16 protein-coding genes and 2 pseudogenes are annotated in these 19,011 nt (G+C 67.4%); 12 read left to right on the forward strand and 6 right to left on the reverse strand.

Translation table 11 applies throughout. The features are described from left to right. The first annotated feature begins 35 nt into the window (after window positions 1–35). Window positions 36–305 (forward strand): MoaD/ThiS family protein, encoded by a 270-nt coding sequence (locus ACTJLD_RS14315; RefSeq protein ID WP_059682289.1) that lies wholly within the window; start codon window positions 36–38, stop codon window positions 303–305. Between the two features lie 67 nt (window positions 306–372). Continuing rightward, the gene (locus ACTJLD_RS14320) at window positions 373–1,533 is read left to right on the forward strand and encodes a WD40/YVTN/BNR-like repeat-containing protein (protein WP_027790611.1); all 1,161 of its coding nucleotides are present in this window, start codon (window positions 373–375) and stop codon (window positions 1,531–1,533) included. 45 nt (window positions 1,534–1,578) lie between these two features. On the opposite strand, the gene ACTJLD_RS14325 is transcribed toward ACTJLD_RS14320, so the two are convergent. Next, window positions 1,579–2,508 (reverse strand): LysR substrate-binding domain-containing protein, encoded by a 930-nt coding sequence (locus tag ACTJLD_RS14325; RefSeq protein ID WP_060082564.1) that lies wholly within the window; start codon window positions 2,506–2,508, stop codon window positions 1,579–1,581. Window positions 2,509–2,655: 147 nt separating this feature from the next. On the opposite strand from ACTJLD_RS14325, the gene ACTJLD_RS14330 reads away from it, so the two are divergent. From ACTJLD_RS14330 to ACTJLD_RS14345, 4 genes are all read left to right on the forward strand, one after another. Continuing rightward, window positions 2,656–3,081 carry a PACE efflux transporter gene (locus tag ACTJLD_RS14330; RefSeq protein WP_027790606.1) on the forward strand — a complete coding sequence of 142 codons (426 nt, stop codon included), beginning with the start codon at window positions 2,656–2,658 and terminating at the stop codon, window positions 3,079–3,081. A 331-nt stretch (window positions 3,082–3,412) separates the two neighbouring features. Further along, window positions 3,413–3,541 carry a hypothetical protein gene (locus ACTJLD_RS14335; protein WP_021163990.1) on the forward strand — a complete coding sequence of 43 codons (129 nt, stop codon included), beginning with the start codon at window positions 3,413–3,415 and terminating at the stop codon, window positions 3,539–3,541. A 78-nt stretch (window positions 3,542–3,619) separates the two neighbouring features. After that, window positions 3,620–4,576, forward strand: coding sequence for a hypothetical protein (locus ACTJLD_RS14340; protein ID WP_059697134.1), 957 nt, complete (start codon window positions 3,620–3,622; stop codon window positions 4,574–4,576). Between the two features lie 135 nt (window positions 4,577–4,711). After that, entirely contained in the window at window positions 4,712–6,130 is a 1,419-nt protein-coding gene (locus tag ACTJLD_RS14345; RefSeq protein WP_440659089.1) for a hypothetical protein, read from the forward strand. Between the two features lie 116 nt (window positions 6,131–6,246). On the opposite strand, the gene ACTJLD_RS14350 is transcribed toward ACTJLD_RS14345, so the two are convergent. The 4 genes and pseudogenes from ACTJLD_RS14350 to ACTJLD_RS14365 all read right to left on the reverse strand — a co-directional run bounded on the left by ACTJLD_RS14350 (window position 6,247) and on the right by ACTJLD_RS14365 (window position 11,035). Beyond that, window positions 6,247–7,194 (reverse strand): choline ABC transporter substrate-binding protein, encoded by a 948-nt coding sequence (locus tag ACTJLD_RS14350; protein WP_021163993.1) that lies wholly within the window; start codon window positions 7,192–7,194, stop codon window positions 6,247–6,249. Window positions 7,195–7,298: 104 nt separating this feature from the next. Continuing rightward, complete coding sequence (locus tag ACTJLD_RS14355) at window positions 7,299–8,297, reverse strand: GlxA family transcriptional regulator (RefSeq protein WP_027790601.1); 999 nt, start codon at window positions 8,295–8,297, stop codon at window positions 7,299–7,301. 107 nt (window positions 8,298–8,404) lie between these two features. Next, window positions 8,405–9,301, reverse strand: a complete 897-nt coding sequence (gene choW, locus ACTJLD_RS14360) for a choline ABC transporter permease subunit (protein WP_021163994.1) — start codon at window positions 9,299–9,301, stop codon at window positions 8,405–8,407. After that, window positions 9,294–11,035, reverse strand: a pseudogene (locus ACTJLD_RS14365) (quaternary amine ABC transporter ATP-binding protein). The gene choW and the pseudogene ACTJLD_RS14365 overlap by 8 nt, the downstream one beginning before the upstream one ends. Window positions 11,036–11,069: 34 nt before the next feature. Between ACTJLD_RS14365 and ACTJLD_RS14370 the strand changes: the two are divergent. From ACTJLD_RS14370 to ACTJLD_RS14380, 3 genes and pseudogenes are all read left to right on the forward strand, one after another. Further along, entirely contained in the window at window positions 11,070–14,510 is a 3,441-nt protein-coding gene (locus ACTJLD_RS14370; protein ID WP_440659090.1) for a DUF2339 domain-containing protein, read from the forward strand. Continuing rightward, complete coding sequence (locus ACTJLD_RS14375) at window positions 14,507–15,850, forward strand: DUF3999 domain-containing protein (protein WP_440659091.1); 1,344 nt, start codon at window positions 14,507–14,509, stop codon at window positions 15,848–15,850. Before ACTJLD_RS14370 ends, ACTJLD_RS14375 begins: the two co-directional genes overlap by 4 nt. A gap of 21 nt (window positions 15,851–15,871) precedes the next feature. Further along, window positions 15,872–16,012 (forward strand): annotated as a pseudogene (locus tag ACTJLD_RS14380) (transglycosylase SLT domain-containing protein); the annotation flags it as partial. Window positions 16,013–16,163: 151 nt separating this feature from the next. Here ACTJLD_RS14380 and ACTJLD_RS14385 read toward each other — a convergent pair. Beyond that, a complete protein-coding gene (locus ACTJLD_RS14385; RefSeq protein ID WP_440659092.1) occupies window positions 16,164–16,961 on the reverse strand; it encodes a GNAT family N-acetyltransferase in 798 nt (265 codons plus the stop codon). 279 nt (window positions 16,962–17,240) lie between these two features. Between ACTJLD_RS14385 and ACTJLD_RS14390 the strand changes: the two genes are divergently transcribed. From ACTJLD_RS14390 to ACTJLD_RS14400, 3 genes are all read left to right on the forward strand, one after another. After that, the gene (locus ACTJLD_RS14390) at window positions 17,241–17,546 is read left to right on the forward strand and encodes an NIPSNAP family protein (protein ID WP_222211443.1); all 306 of its coding nucleotides are present in this window, start codon (window positions 17,241–17,243) and stop codon (window positions 17,544–17,546) included. Window positions 17,547–17,857: 311 nt separating this feature from the next. After that, window positions 17,858–18,508: an NADPH-dependent FMN reductase gene (locus tag ACTJLD_RS14395; protein WP_027790596.1), complete on the forward strand. Its 651-nt coding sequence runs from the start codon at window positions 17,858–17,860 to the stop codon at window positions 18,506–18,508. A 235-nt stretch (window positions 18,509–18,743) separates the two neighbouring features. Next, window positions 18,744–18,962, forward strand: coding sequence for a hypothetical protein (locus ACTJLD_RS14400; RefSeq protein WP_021157097.1), 219 nt, complete (start codon window positions 18,744–18,746; stop codon window positions 18,960–18,962). The last annotated feature ends 49 nt before the right edge of the window (window positions 18,963–19,011 follow it).

Genomic DNA, 19,011 nt, shown 5'->3' on the forward strand with positions numbered 1-19,011 from the left:
CCGTCCCCTCCGCGCGGCTCCTGCCAGCCACCGCCATGGCGCACCTCTTCTTCGCCGCCTCGATCCAGCGGCATATCGAAACGCCCGAGCGCGAAATCGACGCCCGCACGCTCGGCGAAGCATTCGACACCGTTTTCGGCGAGCAGCCGCGACTGCGCGGCTACATCCTCGACGACCAGGGCGCGCTGCGCAAACACCTGTCGGTATTCATCGACGGCCAGCCGATACGCGATCGTCAGCGCCTGTCCGACGTGCTCGGCGACGCGAGCCGGGTCTATGTCGTACAGGCGCTGACGGGCGGATAAAGGGACGCATGCACAAGCGCCGACCGCGTACCGGAACGCCAGGTCGGGCCATCAGGAGACATCGCACATGAACGATCGACTGCTCGTCGCCACCCGCAAGGGCCTGTTCGTCCTGCAGCCCGGCGGCAACGGCGGCTGGACGCTCGGCGAGCCGCATTTCGCCGGCGAGCCGGTCAGCATGGCGCTCGCCGACCCGCGCGACGGCACGCTGTATGCAGCGCTCAACCTGGGGCATTTCGGCGTGAAACTGCATCGCAGGCGGGCCGGCGCCACCGACTGGGAAGAATGCGCGGTGCCCGTATATCCGCCGCAGCCTGCCGACGATCCGCCCGCGAGCGCCCCGTCGGGCACGGGCGCCGCGAGTGACACGGGCGACACGGGCGACGCGCCGCCCGGCCCGCCGCAGCCGCCGTGGACGCTCCAGCAGATCTGGTCGCTCGAAGCCGGCGGCACCGACGAGCCGGGCGTGCTGTGGGCGGGCACGATTCCCGGCGGGCTGTTCCGCTCCGACGACGGCGGCGGTTCCTGGGTGCTCAACCGGGCATTGTGGGATCGCCCGGAGCGCGCCGAATGGGGCGGCGGCGGATACGATGCGCCGGGCATCCATTCGGTGATGGTCGATCCGCGCGACAGCCGGCACGTGACGATCGGCATCTCGTGCGGCGGCGTCTGGCAGACCGCCGACGGCGGCGCGACGTGGCGTGTGACGGCCGACGGCATGGAAGCCGACTACATGCCGCCCGAGCGGCGCGGCGAACCCAACGCGCAGGACCCGCACCGCGTCGTGCAGTGCGCGGCCAACCCGGACGTGCTGTGGACGCAGCATCACTGCGCGATCTTCCGCTCGACCGACGGCGCCGAACACTGGCGGAGGATCGAGGCACAGCCGTCGAGCTTCGGTTTCGCGGTGGCCGTGCATCCGCACGAGCCGGACACCGCGTGGTTCGTGCCGGCCGTGAAGGACGCGTGCCGGATTCCGGTGGACGGCCGGTTCGTCGTCACGCGCACGCGCGACGGCGGGCGCAGTTTCGAGTCATTCACGAACGGGCTGCCGCCCGCACCCGCGTACGACCTCGTGTATCGGCACGGGCTCGCGGTGGACGATTCGGGCACGCGCCTCGCGATGGCGTCGACGACCGGCGGGTTGTGGACGTCCGTTGACGGCGGGGAACACTGGCAGTTGGTGTCCGCGCATTTGCCGCCGGTGTATTGCGTCAGGTTCGGGTGACGGTGTACGGGCGCACCGTTCGCACACGGCCCGCGCCGCCCCGCTTTAGCGCTCGACGCCCGCCCCCATCCGCGCCACCGCCGCCCGCGTCTGCGCGATCTCCGCTTCGAGCCAGTCGAGAAACGACCTGACCTGCGGCTCGCGCTCCCGCCCGGGCCGGCACAGCGCGACGAAACGCGCGCCGTCGAGCCGCACCGACGGCTCGATCGGTGTCAGTGCTCCGTGCGCGACATGCTCGGCAGCCAGCACCGAGCTGAGCAGCGCGATGCCCTGCCCGTGCAGCACGGCCTGCAACGCGTAATGCTCGTCGTCGTAATGGCGAAACACCGCGCGTTCGAGCCACGCGTCGCGGCCGGCCGCACGGCACCACGACGCCCAGTCGACCGACACCGGCAACGGCGTATCCCACACGGTCTCGATCAGGTCGAGCGGCTCGTCCGTGCGGTGCGCGTCGAACCCGGCGGCCGCATAAGCGCCGAAATACTCGTCGATCAGCGCAATCTCGTGCAGCGCCGGAAACGTGCGCGACGTTGCGCGAATCGCGAGATCGATCCGCGCGTCGCGTTCGAGATCGGCGAGCGTGTTGCCGGTTTCGACCTTGATGTGCAGTTGCGGATCGATGCGACGAAACCGCCCGAGACGCGGAATCAGCCACATCGCGGCGAATGCGGGCGTGGTGGTCAGCACGAGCGTGCGCTCGCCGGTCGCTTCCGGCCGCACTGCGTCGAGCCCGCGGCTCAGCGCCAGCAATGCATCGTGACTCGCGCGAAACAGTTGCTCGCCCTCCTCCGTGAGCCGCACGCCGCTCGCGCCGCGCTCGAACAGCAGCACGCCGAGCCGGCTTTCGAGCGACTTGATCTGGTGCGACACGGCGGCCGGCGTCACGGACAGTTCGTCCGCGGCAGCCTTGAATGCGCCAAGCCGCGCCGACGCTTCGAATACACGCAATGCGGTCAGGGGAAGTTTCGAGAACACGGGGCCTCGCGGGCCGGATCGGGCCGGGTTGAATTCGATTGAATCGGGGTGAGATTAGGTGAATTGAAGCGGGCGTGCAACGCGAATAGCCTTGCGGGACGTCACGGCAGGGTGCCGCGGCGAATGGCGTCGAACCGGAGAAACAACGTGCAAGGCCTATCGCGCAGGATCACGCAGGCGGTGCTCTACGAAGCGATCGCGATTTCCTGCATCTCGCCCGTGATCGCGGCGCTCTTCAAGCAGGGCCTCGTCTATTCGGGCGCGCTGTCGGCGACGATGTCGGCGATCGCGATGCTGTGGAACATGATCTTCAACGCGCTGTTCGAGCGCTGGGAAGCGTCGCGCCGGCAGCCGGCACGCACGCTCGGGCGGCGGATCCTGCACGCCACCGGATTCGAAGGCGGGCTCATCTTCATCCTGGTGCCCGTCGTGTCGTGGTGGCTCGACATCTCGTGGTTCGACGCGTTCGTCGTCGACATCGGGCTGTTTGCGTTCTTCTTCTGTTACGCGTTCGCCTTCCAGTGGGCGTTCGATCGCGTGTTCGACGTGCCCGCGGCGACGAAGGGGGAATGAAACGAGCGCCCGGTAATCAAGTAGTCGAAATCGACATCAATCGGTGCGTTTATTCCCGTTTCAAAACACACCCCCGTTTCATTTTTTCGACATTCAAACACCACCGCCACCAGCATTCACAAAATCAAAACAACCCTAGGGTTTACGTTACATTGTCCCTCCGCAAATTCGAATGCTAATGTTGTCTGACGATTAACAGAAAGCAATCATTCACACCCACCCCATATAATCGGCGCAACCCCATGCGCTCACTCAATCGCTAAATCCGCCCTCGAATTTTCGGGGGCGATTTGCGATGTTCGCAGTTCAATTCCTAAACAAGGAAATCATCATGAACGAAAATCAGGAAAAGCAGGATCTCCCGCTGATCGAATGGATGCAGGAAGATCAGCATGAAGACTGGGTCGAGATGATGAAGGACAGCGCAGTCATTCCATTCGCAACGGCTCTGTGGGCCTAAGCAGGCAGCCCGAACGATGGCGGATCGCAATGACCCGCCATTTTTTTGATCCAGAAACTGGATACCCCGGAGATAATCATGGAAAAAAGTGTCGAAAATTTCTTTTCGTGTGTCCGCGGTCATCCAGCCATGGTGCAGAAACATTCAGCCGGCGCCAACATCCTGGTCGGTTCGGATCAAAGCCAGAGAAATACCGCGCAATCGATTATCCGGCACTGCCCGAAAAAACTCGAATATTCGTTCACCTACGTCGAGCTTGACACGGAAAATCACGAACAGGTCATAAAGGAAATCGACCGGTGTGACATGTTCATCTTCATGTACGACTCGTCCATACGTTCCGACATCAACCCGCATGGGCCGTCGTTCATCCCGCCCCTCAAGCCGAAAATGGCCGAGCACTGGAAGAAGTCGGTATTGCTGCGGGAATACGGCGAATTCTTCAAGGAGGCCTTTTCCGAGAGCATCGACGACATTGCCGCCCGCAACGAACGCATCATTGCGGCGGCACAACGCGCTCGACGCGTGCAATTTCACGACGGCTTCGGCGGTTCGCTGCACGGAACGCTGGATCAGACATGGAAAAGCCTCGATGGCCGCAACCACTACGACCTGATGCCCGGCGAAGTGGCGACCCGCGTACTCGACCTGACCGGAAGCGTCCTGTTCGGCGGCACCTTCCTGAGCACGGTGCCCTTTGCCATCAAGTACGGTGTCATCGACCCGATATTGAAGATCGGGATCGAGCGGAGCCAGGTGGTCAGCGTCGAATCGGCCAATCGACAGCTCGAGGACGATTTCAGGTTGTATCTCGACAAATGCGCGGGAAACAGGATCGTCGAGGAGTTCGGGATCGGGACGAACCTGAACGTCAGGCTGCATGGACGCAATGCAAGTTTCGAAGAACGCCATCCCGGGTTGCACCTTGGCCTCGGCGGCGGTGAACGCGGGAGCCATCATCTGGATCTGGTGTTTTCGTCCGGAAAGATCCTGTTCGACGACACCGTCATCTTCGACGGCGCATTCCGTGTGTAGCCCCTGCGACGACACGGCCGGCATCGACGCCCCGGCGGGGTGCCGGCATCGCGATGCCCACCTCCGGCCCCCTGCTCGCGCCGGTTCCCGTTGCGCCCGCCCCGCACGGTGACCGCGCCCGCCGGAACCGCACTCATGGTCGACCTCGAACAGCAACTGACTGCCGCGCAGACGCAATACGCAGGCGATTCACGTGATCCCGCGATCCTGCATCGGATCTGCGAACTGTTGACCGCCCTCCGGCGAGAGGAGGAAATGCTCCCCTGGGCCGACCTGGCGCTGGCGCTCGACCCGCACGATGCCGTCTCCATGACACGGCGTGCCGATGCGCTCTACCTGCTGGGCCGCTACGTCGAAGCCGCCGAAGCCTGGAAACGCGATCCGTCGCGGCACAGCCGGCCCGAACTCCACCGCTTGCGACTGGGCATGAGCCTGATGATGGCCGGCGATCTCGCGCAGGCCATCGCGTTGCTCGACGAAGCCTTCCGGATGGCGGCAACCGGCCCTGCCGAGATGAGCGCATCGATCGGATTCGCGATGGGAGAAGCGATGCTCAAGGCGGGCGATCCGCGCGGCTTCGCCTATTGGCGAATGCGTGACGACGTTCCGCGCCTGTCCGCCAATTACCGCCCGGTCGACCTGCCGACATGGGACGGCGAATCGACTGTGCGCGGCAGGCGTGTCCTGATCACGCATGAACACGGCTTCGGCGACAACTTTCTCCTCTCGGCCTGCGTGGCCGACTGGCTGGACGAAGGCGCGCACGTCATGCTCACCTGCCATCCGCAGAGCCACGCGCTCATGCAGGCGTCACTGCCGCAGTGCGAGGTCGTCGCCGCCCCCAATCCGGTGCAGTTTCATGCGCCGTTGCCCGATGAACTGCAGGCAAGCGTCGACGGTTTCGCGCCGGACCTGCATGCCTCGCTGCTTCATTTGCCGATGCTGAAAGCCCGGCGGACACGCCTGCCGGAACGATGGTTCGCGCCCTACATCAAGACGCCGCCGCACAAGCAGCGGATCGCTGCCGAATGGGCCGCGCAAGTGCGCGAGCAACATCCGGGCAGGAAGCTGATCGGACTGTTCTGGGATTGCGTCCAACGACATTGGCCCGAAAAAGGCGCCATCGTCAGGTGCTGGGCCAGCCGCCGCAGCCTGCCGCTCGATGCGATCGACGCGATCGTGGCACACCCCGCCATTGCGGAAAGCATGCATTTCGTGAATCTGCATCACCCCGCTGCCGCGGCACTGGCGGGCACGCCGGCCGGCAATGTTAGTCAGTACCGGCCCGGGATTCGGGATTTCGGCGACACGGCTGCATGCATGGCCCAACTGGATGCCGTGGTCGCGGTCGATTCGGGCGTCGCCAACCTGGCGGCCATGATGGGGATGCGGACTTGCGTACCGACCCACGTCTGTGGCGACTGGCGCTGGGGCGTCGAGGGTACCGCGAGCCCCTGGATCGCGCATGCGACCGCCGTGCGGCAAACCCGCGAAGGCGACTGGAGCGACGTGATTCGACGCATCAACGCGTGGCTCATGCAAATCGTGGCCTGATGCCTGCTCACGCCGGACAGGCATGCCGACGCCCCCGGCTCCCGGAATCTTCCCGGGACGGGGGGCGCGAATCCGTCAAGCCGCTTGCGGGCCGGGCGAACGCCCGGCCGCGTCGCTCAATGCACGCCGAGATACGCCTTCACCGCCGGCAGGCCCGGCTTGCCGTCGAGCGTCGTCACGCCCGCGAGCCACTTGTCGAGCGCCTGCGGGTTCGCCTTCAGCCACTCGGCGGCCGCCTTGTTCGGCTCTACCTTGTTCATGATCGGCACCATCACGTGGTTCTCGATCGTCGTCGTGAACTGCAGGTTCGACACGAACTTCGCGACGTTCGGGCAGCGCTGCGCGTAGTCGGGCGGCGTCGCCGTCAGCACCTTCGCTTCGCCGTAGTTCGGGCCGAACACGTCGTCGCCGCCGCTCAGGTAGTCGATCTTCATCTGCACGTTCATCGGATGCGGCTCCCAGCCGAGGAACACGATCCACTGCTTGTCGCGGATCGCGCGATTCACCTCGACCAGCATCCCGGCCTCGCTCGACTCGACCATCTTGAACTTGCCGAGGCCGAACTGGTTGCCGTCGATCATCTTCTTGATCAGCAGGTTGCCGTCGTTGCCCGGCTCGATCCCGTAGATCTTGCCGTTCAGCTTGTCCGCGTATTTCTGGATGTCCGCGAACGACTTCAGGCCGCCCTGATAGACGTAGTCGGGCACCGCGAGCGTGTATTTCGCGCCGGTCAGGTTCGGCGTGGAGAGCACCTTGATCGTGCCGGCCTTCGTGAACGGCTGGATGATCGGGTCCATCGTCGGCGACCAGTAGCCGAGGAACACGTCGATCTGCTTGCTCTTGATCCCCGCGAACGTGATCGGCACCGACGCGATCGTCTTCGTCGGGTTGTAGCCGAGCCCCTGCAGCATCGTCGTGGCGAGGCCCGTGGTCGCCGCGATGTCGGACCAGCCGACATCCGCGAAGCGCACGTTCTTGCACACGGGCGGATCGGCCGCATAAACGGCCGACATCGGCGCGGTTATCCCGATCCCGCACACCGCTGCGATCAATAGGCGCTTCATCTTGCTTCTCCTCAAAGTGATGTCGTTTGCTTGAATGCGGGATCGTTTATTGAAGCCGCGCGCCGCGATCCCGGCGACGTCGCGGACTGGATGATTCTCGACAGTCAGCGCCCCGGCAGCCTGCGCTCGTAGCTCGGCGCATGGCCGAACTGCGCGCGGTAGGCCTTGCTGAAATGGCACGGCGAATGGAAACCGCAGACCGTCGTCACGCGTGCGATCGACGCGTCGGTCGTGCGCAGCAGGTCGCGCGCGCGCTTCAGGCGCAGCGTCAGGTAATAGTGGGTCGGCGACACGTTCAAATACACCTTGAACATCCGCTGCAGGTGCCGCTGCGACAGCCGCACGAGCCGAGCGAGTTCCTCGAGCGACAGCGGCTCCTCGATGTTCGCCTCCATCAGCCGCACGACCTCGATCAGCTCCGCGCGCGAGAAGCCGACGCGCGCATCGACCGGAATCGGCTGCGTATCGGTCGAGCTGCGGATGCGCTCCAGGATGAACTGCTCGGATACCTGCGCGGCCAGCTGCTGGCCGAACCGCATGCCGACGAGGTTCAGCATCAGGTCGAGCGGCGCGGTGCCGCCAGTGCAGGTCAGCCGGTCGCGGTCGACGACGAACAGTTCGTCGGCGAACCCGACCTGCGGGAACTCGGCATGCAGCGACGACAGGTTCTCCCAGTGCACGGTGCAGCGATAGCCGTCGAGCAGCCCGCTCGACATCAGCGCATACGCGCCCGTGCAGATGCCGCCGAGCGGCAGACCGCGTTCGGCAAGCGCCGCGAGCGTATCGCGCGCCTCTTCGTCGACCACGTCGCGGATGCGGATGCCGCCGCATACGATCATCACGTCGGGCAGCTTCGTGTAGTCGAGCGCCTGCGTCGGCCGTACCGCGATGCCGTTGCTGGCATGCACCGGGCTGCCGTCGAGCGAGTAGATCGACCACTGGTAGTGATCGGCCCGCCCGACGTAATTCGCCATCCGAAGCACTTCGACGGCGCTCGAGAACGCGATCATCGAGAAGTTCGGCAGCGTCAGGAAGCCGAAATGGGCGAGGGACGAAACCGGTGAAACGCAGGCGGCGGGCGCGACAGCGACGGCAGACGTCACATCGGTCTCCTGGCGAGGAGGTTGCAGGGGGCCACCCCCGCGGCCGAAGCCGCGGAAGTCGTTTTCTATCGTCAAGGTAAGCGGCCGGGGCTTCCGGCCGCCGGAGGTCAGGCCTGTGCGGGTGAGGCCTTCACGCGAAACAGCTGCTTGAGGCCCGAGAACAGCGGCGCCTTCACGGTGCCCGGCGCGCGGCCGAAGCTTTCGGTGATGCGGTCGAGAATGATCGCGAGCAGCACGACCGACAGGCCGCTTTCGAAACCGAGGCCGATGTCGAGGCGCTGGATACTGGCGAGCACGTCGTTGCCGAGGCCGCCCGCGCCGACCATCGACGCGATGATCACCATCGACAGCGCCATCATGATCGTCTGGTTCACGCCCTGCATGATCGACGGCAGCGCATTCGGGAACTGCACCTTGTACAGCAGCTGCCACGGCGTGCAGCCGAAGGCCTGGCCGGCTTCGACGATCTCGCGGTTCACGTGCCGGATACCGAGGCTCGTCAGGCGCACCGCCGGCGGCATCGCGAAGATCACCGTCGACAGGATCCCCGGCACGCGGCCGAGACCGAACAGCATCGCGGCCGGAATCAGGTAGACGAACGCGGGCATCGTCTGCATCAGGTCGAGGATCGGGCGCACGATCGCGGCGACCCACTTGCTCTTCGCGGCCCAGATGCCGAGCGGGATGCCGAGCACGAGGCTGATGATCGTCGACGACAGCGTGAGGCCGAGCGTGATGACGGTCTGGTCCCAGAACCCGGTCGCGAAAATCAGCAGCAGCGACGCGGTGGTGAACAGCGCGAAGCGCCAGCCCACCCGCCACAGCCCGACGCCGATGAAGATCGCCATCATCAGCCACATCGGGATCGCCTGCAGGCCATGCTCGACGAAGGCCGCGAGCCCCTCGATCGCTTGACCGATCGCGTCGAACGTCTTGGCGTCATGGTCGAGCAGGTAGTGAACGGACTGGTCGACCCAGGTACCGAGCGGAATCATTTCAGACATGGGAGCCTCGCGAACGCGTGATGGCCTTCAGGATGAGCGCGCGATCGACCGAGCCGCAGTAGCAGCCGTCGTCGTCGACGACAGGCAGCGCATTCGGGCTCGCAACCACGCGCGCGACGACATGTTCGAGCGACGCATCGCGCCGGATGCTTTCGATCGGGCTCACGGACGGCGTGTCCTGACCGATCGCATCGCGCGTGACGAAGCCGCGGATCTTGCGTTGCGCGTCGAGCACGAACGCATAGTCGGCACTGCCGTTCAGCGTGGCCGCGACGTTCGCGGCATCGCACTTCGACACGATCGGCACGGCGCCCGTCTGCATCAGGTCGCCGGCCGTGAGGTAGCGGCTGGTGTCGATGCCGTCGAAGAACGCGCGCACGTAGTCGTCGGCCGGGTTCGCGATGATGTCCTGCGGCGTGCCGACCTGCACGAGCCGGCCGCCTTCCATGATCGCGATGCGGTTGCCGATGCGCAGCGCTTCTTCCAGATCGTGCGACACGAACATGATCGTGCGGCGCTGTTCCTTCTGCAGTTGCAGCAGCACATCCTGCATTTCGCGGCGCTTGAGCGGATCGAGCGCGGAGAACGCCTCGTCCATGATCATCAGCGACGGGTTCACGGCCAGCGCACGGGCGAGGCCCACGCGCTGCTGCATGCCGCCCGACAGCTCGGACGGCAGCTTGTGCGAGAACGGCGCAAGGCCGACCTGCTCGAGCACTTCCATCGCGCGGCGCTCGCGTTCCTTCTTGCCGACGCCCGCGACTTCCAGGCCGAACGCGGCGTTCGACACCACGGAGCGATGCGGCATCAGCGCGAACGACTGGAACACCATGCTCATGTCCTTGCGGCGCAGCGCGGTCAGCGCCGAGCGGCGCGCCGACGCGACGTCGAGCCCGTCGATCATCACCTTGCCGGCGCTCGGATCGACCAGCCGGTTCACGAGGCGGATCAGCGTGGATTTGCCGGAGCCGGACAGGCCCATCAGCACGAAAATTTCGCCTTCCTGCACATCGAAGGAGACGTTGTGCACGCCGACAACCTGGCCGGTGCGCTTCAGCACGTCATCCTTCGTCGCGCCGGCGGCGAGCATGTCGAGCGCCTGCTGCGGGTTACTACCAAACACCTTGCACAGACCTTCGACCACGACCTTGGGGGCATCCATCGAAACCTTCTCCTCGTGTAGCGGGGACTCACGTGTGTCATAGCGTGCCTACATAGTTGCCAGAAAAAACCCCGACCTGCCGACGAATTACGACAAACGCTTGCGCAAATACGACACGGCCTCCAGCCCCGCCGGGCGGGCCACGGCGCGCGGCGGCACGCGATTGCGGCGGCGCAATACCCGCACGGCCAGCAACGGCGGGCATCACGCGCCGGACTTGTGCGCAGCAGCGTGGCGCATATCGCGTCGTTTTATGCGCGAATTCGCATCGGGCGCGCGTCGCTTTACGACAATTCCACGTCCGATCCCGCGGCCAACTAGCCTGACAAATGCACGCACGGCATTCACCGATAAAAAGCATGACCGTGCAAAAAGCCGTACGACGACACCGGAAGGTGCACGCCGCGATACCGCGCCGACCCGGAAAATCCCCGACAGCCGCTGTGATACATTCCCCGCCAACAGGCTGATTGCGACGCAGGCCGCCATGCGGCGGCCGCCTTCAGCCGTGCATGCCGGTTCGCCTGCCGGCCATGCCGACACCGCCTCGACCGGCATACGTCCGATCGCAGGCCGATAACGATACGAGAGAGGGAGCAAGGCGAGATGAACTGGGCTTTTACCGCAATCGGCTTCGTCGTGGGCGGGATTGCCGCATTGATCGGGGATTTCTCCGCCGTCAACGGCGCCGTGCTCGGCGCCGCGATCGGGTTCTGTCTCGATCACACGCTGCAACAGCGCAAGCGCAAGGGCAAAGGCGCGGCACCCGACACGTTCGCGATGCAGGCGCCGTCCGCCCAGCCGCCGGTTCCGCTCGCCGATCGCGTCGCGCGGCTCGAAGCCACCGTCGAGACGCTGACACGTGAAGTCGCGTCGCTGCGCGGCCAGCTGGCCGGCGCGAAGGCCGGCTCGACCTCGACCGCGGCGACGGCGCACACGCCCGCCGGCACCGCATCGGTGTCCGCGGCGCAGCCCGCGATCTCATCCGCCCCCGTCCCGCCTTCGGCCACGCTGCCGCCGCGTCCGCCTGCCCAGCCGGCCGCCGCGCGCGCGGACGCACCGGCGTCGATATCGGCACCGGCTCCTGCTCCGGCCCCGGCGCCGGTTCGTGCCGCCGCGCCGGTACCGGTACCGGCCGCGCCCCACGCGACTGAAACGCCTGCCGCTCCGGCCCCCGCACCATCGGTTCCCCCCACGCCGCCCAAACCGCGCGAGCCCGACATCGTCGAGCGTGCATTCCGCGCCGCGCGCGACTGGCTGCTCGGCGGCAACACGGTCGTGCGCGTCGGGATCGTCGTGCTGTTCTTCGGGGTCGCGTTCCTGCTCAAGTACGCAGCCGACAACAACATGCTGCCGATCGAATTCCGCCTCGCGGGCACCGCGCTCGCAGCGGCCGCGCTGCTCGCGATCGGCTGGCGCGTGCGCGCGCGCCGCGCGGCGTATGGGCTCGTGCTGCAGGGCGGCGGCGTCGGCATCCTGTACCTGACGATCTTCGCCGCGACCAAGCTTTACGCGCTGCTGCCCGTCGGCGCCGCGTTTCCGCTGATGGTCGCGGTATGCGCGCTGAGCGCGTTCCTCGCGGTGCGGCAGAACGCGCTGCCGCTCGCGTTCATGGGCACCGCGGGCGGCTTTCTCGCACCGGTGCTGCTGTCGACCGGGCACGGCAACCACGTCGCGCTGTTCAGCTACTACGCGCTGCTGAACGCAGGCATCTTCGCGATCGCGTGGTTCAAGGCCTGGCGTCCGCTGAACCTGCTCGGCTTCGCGTTCACGTTCACGATCGGCTCCGCGTGGGGCGTGACGGCCTATCGCCCCGCGCTGTTCGCGAGCACCGAGCCGTTCCTGATCCTGTTCTTCCTGATGTACGTCGGCATCGCATTGCTGTATGCGGTGAAGCGCGAGCTCGCGCTGCGGCACTACGTCGACGGCACGCTCGTGTTCGGCACGCCGATCGTCGCGACCGCGCTGCAGGCGTCGCTCGTGAAGGACATGCCGTTCGGGCTCGCGTGGAGCGCCGTCGCGTTGTCGGCGTTCTACGTCGTCGTCACCGCATGGCTCGCGCGGCGCCGCGACCGCCTCGCGCTGCTGTTCGAATCCACGCTCGCGCTCGCGGTGATCTTCGCGACGCTGGCCGTGCCGCTCGCGTTCTCCGGCCCGACGACCAGCGCCGCGTGGGCGATCGAAGGCGCGGCCGTCGTCTGGCTCGGCGTGCGCGAGAAGCGCATGCTGCGGTTCGGCTTCGGGCTGCTGATGCAGCTCGCCGCGGCCGGCGCGTTCTTCACGAGCCTGCTCGGGCCGGCCGACGCCACCGCGCTGCCCGTGCTCAACAGCCCCTACATCGCGATGCTGCTGATCGCGCTCGCCGGCCTGTTCACCGGCTGGTGGCTGCACGGACGCGCGGAAGCGCGCGCGTGGCATGCGTGGATGCCCGAGATCGGCGCCGCGGCAGCCGCGTGGGGACTGCTGTGGTGGATAAGCGGCGGGCTGCACGAGATCCTCGTCTACGCGAGCCGTCACGTCGACCTGCATGCCGACCGCTTCGTCGTCGATTCGACCGCGCTGTTCGCGGCCGGCACCGCATGGCTCGCGCATGTCGCGCGCCGCCGGCTGGCGTGGCCGCTCGCCGAATGGCCCGCGCTCGCGCTGACGCCCGTGCTGGCACTGCTCGCGCTGCGTGCATTCGATGCGCATGAAGCGCCGCTGTCGGGGATGGGCGCGTTCGCGTGGCCTGTCGCCGTCGGCGCCGGCCTTGCACTGCTGTGGCGCCAGTCGCGCGGCACGGCAAGCGCCGATCCTGCGGAAGGCGCGACGCCCGGCGCCGCACCCGGCCTCGCGCAAGCCGTCGCCGCAGGCATCATCGCGCCGCTGCACACGCTGACGTTCTGGACCCTGTGCGGGCTGCTGTCGCTCGAAGGTTTCTGGCGCCTGCGCGCGTTCGTGCCCGAAGGCGCATGGAGCTGGAGCGCGTGGGCCTACGGCTTCGGTGTGCTGCTCCTGCTGGTGTCGGGCCCCGGCTCGCGTCTGCGCTGGCCCGTCGCGGCGTTCCCGCGTGCTTACCAGGTGTGGGGCGCGGCACCGCTCGCCGCGCTGCTGTGGCTGTGGAGCATCGCCAGCGCGATCAGCGACGGCAACGCGGCGCCGCTCTTCTGGCTCCCGCTGCTCAACCCGCTCGACATCGCGCAGTGCCTGGTGTTCGTCGCGTTCACCGTATGGCTGCGCCGCCTGCGCGCGCTCGGCATCGCCTGGCATCCGCACATCGTCGACTACGCCGCGATCGCCACCGTGTTCCTGTGGTTCAACGCGCTGATGCTGCGCACGCTGCATCACCGCTTCCACATGGCCTACGACATCGACACCGTGCTGTCGTCGTTCGGCATCCAGCAGGTGTTCATGGTCGGCTGGAGCCTGTTCGCGTTCGCCGGGATGTGGCTGACGCGCCGCGACGGCATCGCCCGCGTATGCGCGCTCGCGTCGCTGCCGCTCATCGTCGTGATGTGGGTGTGGACCTTCTACGCGAACTTCACGCAGGACGGCGGAAGCTGGGCGCGCGTGCCGCTCTTCAATCCGCTCGATCTCGTGCTCGTAGTCGTCTACGCGCTCGCCGCGTCGTGGTTCGTGCGCGCACGCAAGCTCGGCTGGTCGTTCGGCAACCATCGCGTCGAGCTGCTGAGCGCGGCGGGGGCGACCGCGTTCCTGTGGCTGAACGCGATCCTGCTGCGCACGCTGCATCACTGGGCCGGCGTGCCGTACGAACTCGGCGCGATGGCGGAATCGACGCTCGTGCAGGCGTCGGTGTCCGTGTACTGGACGCTCTGTGCGCTCGCGATCACGATCTGGGCCACGCGCCGCGGGCTGCGTCCGCTGTGGTTCGTCGGCGCCGCATTGCTCGCGCTCACGGTCGTCAAGCTGTTCCTGTTCGACCTGTCGCACGTGACCGGCATCGAGCGCATCGTGTCGTTCATCGGCATCGGCGTGCTGCTGCTGTTGATCGGCTATTTCTCGCCGCTGCCGCCGAAGGCCGCCGCGCAACAGGACGGCCTGCAATGAAACGACTCGCCGCGCTGCTCGGGCTGAGCCTGCTCGCGTTGTTCGCGGCGGCCGACGGCCCGCCCGCGCAGCGCTTCTCGCTCGACCTCGACGGCACCGCCGCGTATTACCAGCTCACCGTGCCGCAGCCGGTTTATGCGGCGAGCCGGCGCGACGATCTCGGCGACGTGCGCATCTTCAACGGCGCGGGCGAGCCGGTGCCGTATTCGCTCGACGCGCCCACGGCCGCCGCACCCGCCGTACCGCCGGCGCGCACGCCGGTGCACTGGTTCCCGCTGCCGCCCGCCCGCGCCGACAACGGCAGCGCGCCGCTCGGCGTGACGGTCGGCCCGGACGGCGCGCTGCGCGCGGGCGTCGCCGCACCGGCACGCGCAAAGCACGGCGCGGATCTCGTCGACCTGTCGCATGCGGACGGCGACATCGACGCGCTGCTCGTACACGTGGGCGACGACAGCTACCAGGGGCGTGTCGCCGTCGAAGCCAGCGACGACCTGCGCAGCTGGCGCTCGCTCGGCAGCACGCAGTTGCTGAAAGTCGGCCACGGCGACGACATGCTCGTGCAGGAACGCATCGCACTCGAAGGCGCGGCGCCGCGCTACCTGCGGCTCGACTGGCTCGACGGCGCGCCCGCGATCGCGTCGATCGACGTCGAGACGCACCCGCGCGATGCGCGCGGAACCGACACCGCGTCCGTGCCGCGCCAATGGCGCGACGCCGTGCGCGTGCGGGCCGGCGGCACGCCCGGCGAGTACCTGTTCGACACCGACGGCGCGTATCCGGTCGACCGCGTGCGCATCGACCTGCCGCAACCGAATACCGTCGCGCGCGCGACGCTGCAGAGCCGCGCCGACGCGCAGGCGCCGTGGCGCGACGTCGCGGGCGCCGTGCTGTTCCGGCTGCAGGGCAAGGCCGGCGAGCAGCGCAATCCGCCGCTCGAGTTCGCGGCGAATACGGATCGCACCTGGCGGATCGTCGTCGACATGCGCAACGGCGGATTCGGCAGCGGCCAGCCGGCCGTCGCGATCGGCTGGCATCCGGCCGCGCTGACTTTCGTGGCGCGCGGCGCACCGCCGTTTACGCTCGGCGTCGGCGACGCGTCGCTCGTGTCGTCGGCCGTCGGCCGTGACGCCCTGCTGGTCAGCATGGCCCCCGAAGTGCGGCCCGCGCGCGTCGGCGCGGCGTTGCCGGTATCGGCGGTCACGCCGGCGCCGGCCGCCGACACGGACGCACCGCGCCGCTACGTGCTGTGGGGCGCGCTGGTCGTCGCGGTCGGCGTGCTCGGCACGATCGCGTGGCGCCTCGCGAAAGGCGGCGGCGAGTCGAGCGGCGGCGACGAGTGAGGCGGCGCGGTCGAGTCGGGCTTCGATCGCCGCGCGGTCAGTGTGGCCGGCGCACGCGGGTTGATGCAGGTGCGGCCCGCCGCCGAACGCAATCTCGTCGCGCAAGTGAAGGACCTGTCCGATCCGGCCACCAACGTGCGGATCGGTGCGGCCATCTCATGAAGGTGCGCGTCAGGGCATAAAAAGCGCGTAAACGTCCGTTTCGCCGCGGCGCGGCGGGGGTGTCTCGAGGGCCGTACACGAGCGGGAGCGCCACACTCCGCTCATCCGGCGTTTACGCGGCAAAACAGGAGCAGGAACCGGAGCACGGCGTTCAGCCGAAGGTGTAGCGCCCGTGCTGACGCGGACGCCACGGCGACGAGCGGCAACTCGCGGCACCGGCCGCGCGTCGCGCCGCCCAGCCAGCGCCACGCCGCACGTACCGATCGCGCCGGACCAGCGCGGCCACGCGAGACGGCAATGCATGAGCAACACGCCGCACGGCCGCCATGCGCGCGGCCATTCGCGACGCCGGCGATGCCGACGACACCCGGCGCACGACATGCGCGACGGGCCGCTTGCAGAGGATCGCGCTGTCGTAGCGCTTGCCGTCGAAGCGCATCACGTCGACGACGTCGAAACCCTGCGAGCCGTAGAACGCGAGCAGGTGCGAAGCGGGATGCGGCGTGTCAAGCGCGAGCAGCGTGTAGCCGCGCAACGCGGCCCACCGCTCGGCGAACGACAGCAGCAACGCGCCGATCCCGCGGCTCTGGCAATCCGGGTCCACCGCCACCTGCCGCACGCTCGCGACGCCTTCGCGCCGGTACAGCGGGCAGGCCGACGACGGATCGGTCGCATACAGCGTGGCCGTGCCGATCACGCGCCCGCCGCACACGGCGACATAGCACTCGCCCGCTTCCGCGCGACGCCGCGTGACGACCTCGTCCTGGTCGACACACGTACAATTGAGCCCCATCGCGCCGAGCCGCGCGAACGCGCGATGCAGCATCGGCGTGAGTTGGGCATAGCTGTCGAAGGCCGGATCGAAACGCCGCACGATCACCCGGTCGGCGCACGCGGAAGGCGGCACGGCAGGCGTGTGTTCGGCGATCGCGTTCCAGGGTATCGACATTGCCATGCTCCGTGGTTGGGATGCCCGAAGTCTATGAGCGCGCCGATGGCCCCCGCAAGAAAAAATGTCGTAAAAGTTTGGGGACGTGCGTGCGGGAGAAACGGTTGCGACGGTGCACGCGGCGGCGGCGCTTGCGTCATTGCGAACGCATGACGGCACACCGATCGTTGCGCACGCAAGCAATGCATCGAGCGCGACGGCGTCGATCGCCGGCGCGCCGTTGACACATGCTGCAGCGCCATCCACACTCGCCGGATTCTCTCCGCTCCAGGCGCGCCCATGATCACCTGCTTCCTTCGCTACGTCATCGATCCGTACAAGCTCGACCAGTTCGAAACCTACGGCAAGATGTGGATTCCGCTCGTCGAGCAGTTCGGCGGCACGCATCACGGCTACTTCCTGCCGTCCGAAGGGGCAAACAACATTGCGCTCGCGATGTTCTCGTTCCCGAGCCTCGCCGAATACGAACGCTACCGCGAACGCTCGATGGAGGATCCGGCCTGCCAGGCCGCGTTCCGCTACGCCGAGGAAACGCGCTGCATCGTCAGCTACGAGCGCAGCTTCTTCCGGCCGGTGTTCGACTGACGGGCCACGGCCCGGCGCATCGCGCCCCTTTTCCTGACCGGGACGAAAAAAAGCCCCGCCTGCATCCGCGCGGCGGGGCCAACCCATGTCAGTAGAGACATCATGGAGGAGACGGGCCCATCTTATCGACCGCGGCCGGCCAGCCCAACCAAGCATTTCTGCTATCGATCCGTGCGGCCGCGCGCACGATTGCCCGTGCCTCCCGGCATATCGATAGAACGAAAAGTCGTTTTCAGAGTGGCGGCGGGGTCGTTACCATCTGGTTTTTAAGCCTGTGCTTAGCCGGGCAAGCCATCCCCAAGGAGCGCCCCTTGACTGCATTCGATCAACACCGCCGCCCGTTCGTCGTCGGCATTGGCGGTACCACCCGGGCAGCGTCGTCGACCGAACGCGCGCTGTCGTTCGCGTTGCGCGGCGCGCAGGCAGCCGGCGCACGCACGCGCCTGTTCGACGGCCCGTTCCTGCATACGCTGCCGCACTACGCCCCCGAACACAAAACGCTGACCGACGCGCAGCGCGAACTGATCGACGCCGTGCGCCAGGCCGACGCGATCATCATCGCGACGCCCGGCTATCACGGCGGCGTATCCGGCCTCGTGAAGAACGCGCTCGATACGCTCGAGGAACTGCGTGCGGACGATCGGCCCTATCTCGACGGACGCGCGGTCGGCCTGATCGTCACCGCGTACGGCTGGCAGGCGGCGGGCACCGTGCTGACGTCGCTGCGTTCGATCGTGCATGCACTGCGCGGCTGGCCGACGCCGTTCGGCGCGACCGTGAACACGCTCGAAACGCGCTTCGACAGCGCCGACAGCTGCTCGGACCCGAAGGTCGTCGCCCAGCTCGAGACGGTCGGCACGCAAGCGGCCGAGTTCGCGCTCGCGTTCGCGTCGCATCGCGCGGCCTCGCATGCGGCGTCGGTCGATGCGCTCGCGCCTGTGCTGAAGATCGCCAACCAGTAATTTCCCCGCCTTTCACCGCCCGCGCCCGGACGACCCTGTTCGCCGGCGCGGGCGATGCACATTCGGACGAACGGCCGCGCGCCGTGCACGCCGACGCTGCCCCCGGTTGCCCTTTCCCCGTACCCCGCGCCGATAACGATTCGGCCCGCCGCGTGATTTGCATTGGCCGAAAGATTGGTTCACGCGGCCGGCGGGTTTTCGTACGCTGAACATCCGAACTCTCTCCGCGCACGCCATGAACCGTACGATCCGCTACAAGGGCTACGAAGTCGCCCCCGCTGCCGCCCGGTTGCCGAACGGGCTGTTCGCCGCCAACCTGACGATCGCGAAGGCAAGCAGCGGCCCGTCGCCGCGCTCCGTCTCGTTCGACGCGATCGATTTCTTCTTCGAGGAAGAACACGCGCTTGCCTACGCGTCCCGCTGGGGCCGCCTCTGGGTCGACACGCACGCGTGACGCACGCCTGGCCGGCGTGCGCATGGCCGCTCGAAAATACGCAATTACG

Source organism: Burkholderia sp. 22088 (genome assembly GCF_052045915.1).
Lineage (GTDB): Bacteria > Pseudomonadota > Gammaproteobacteria > Burkholderiales > Burkholderiaceae > Burkholderia > Burkholderia cepacia.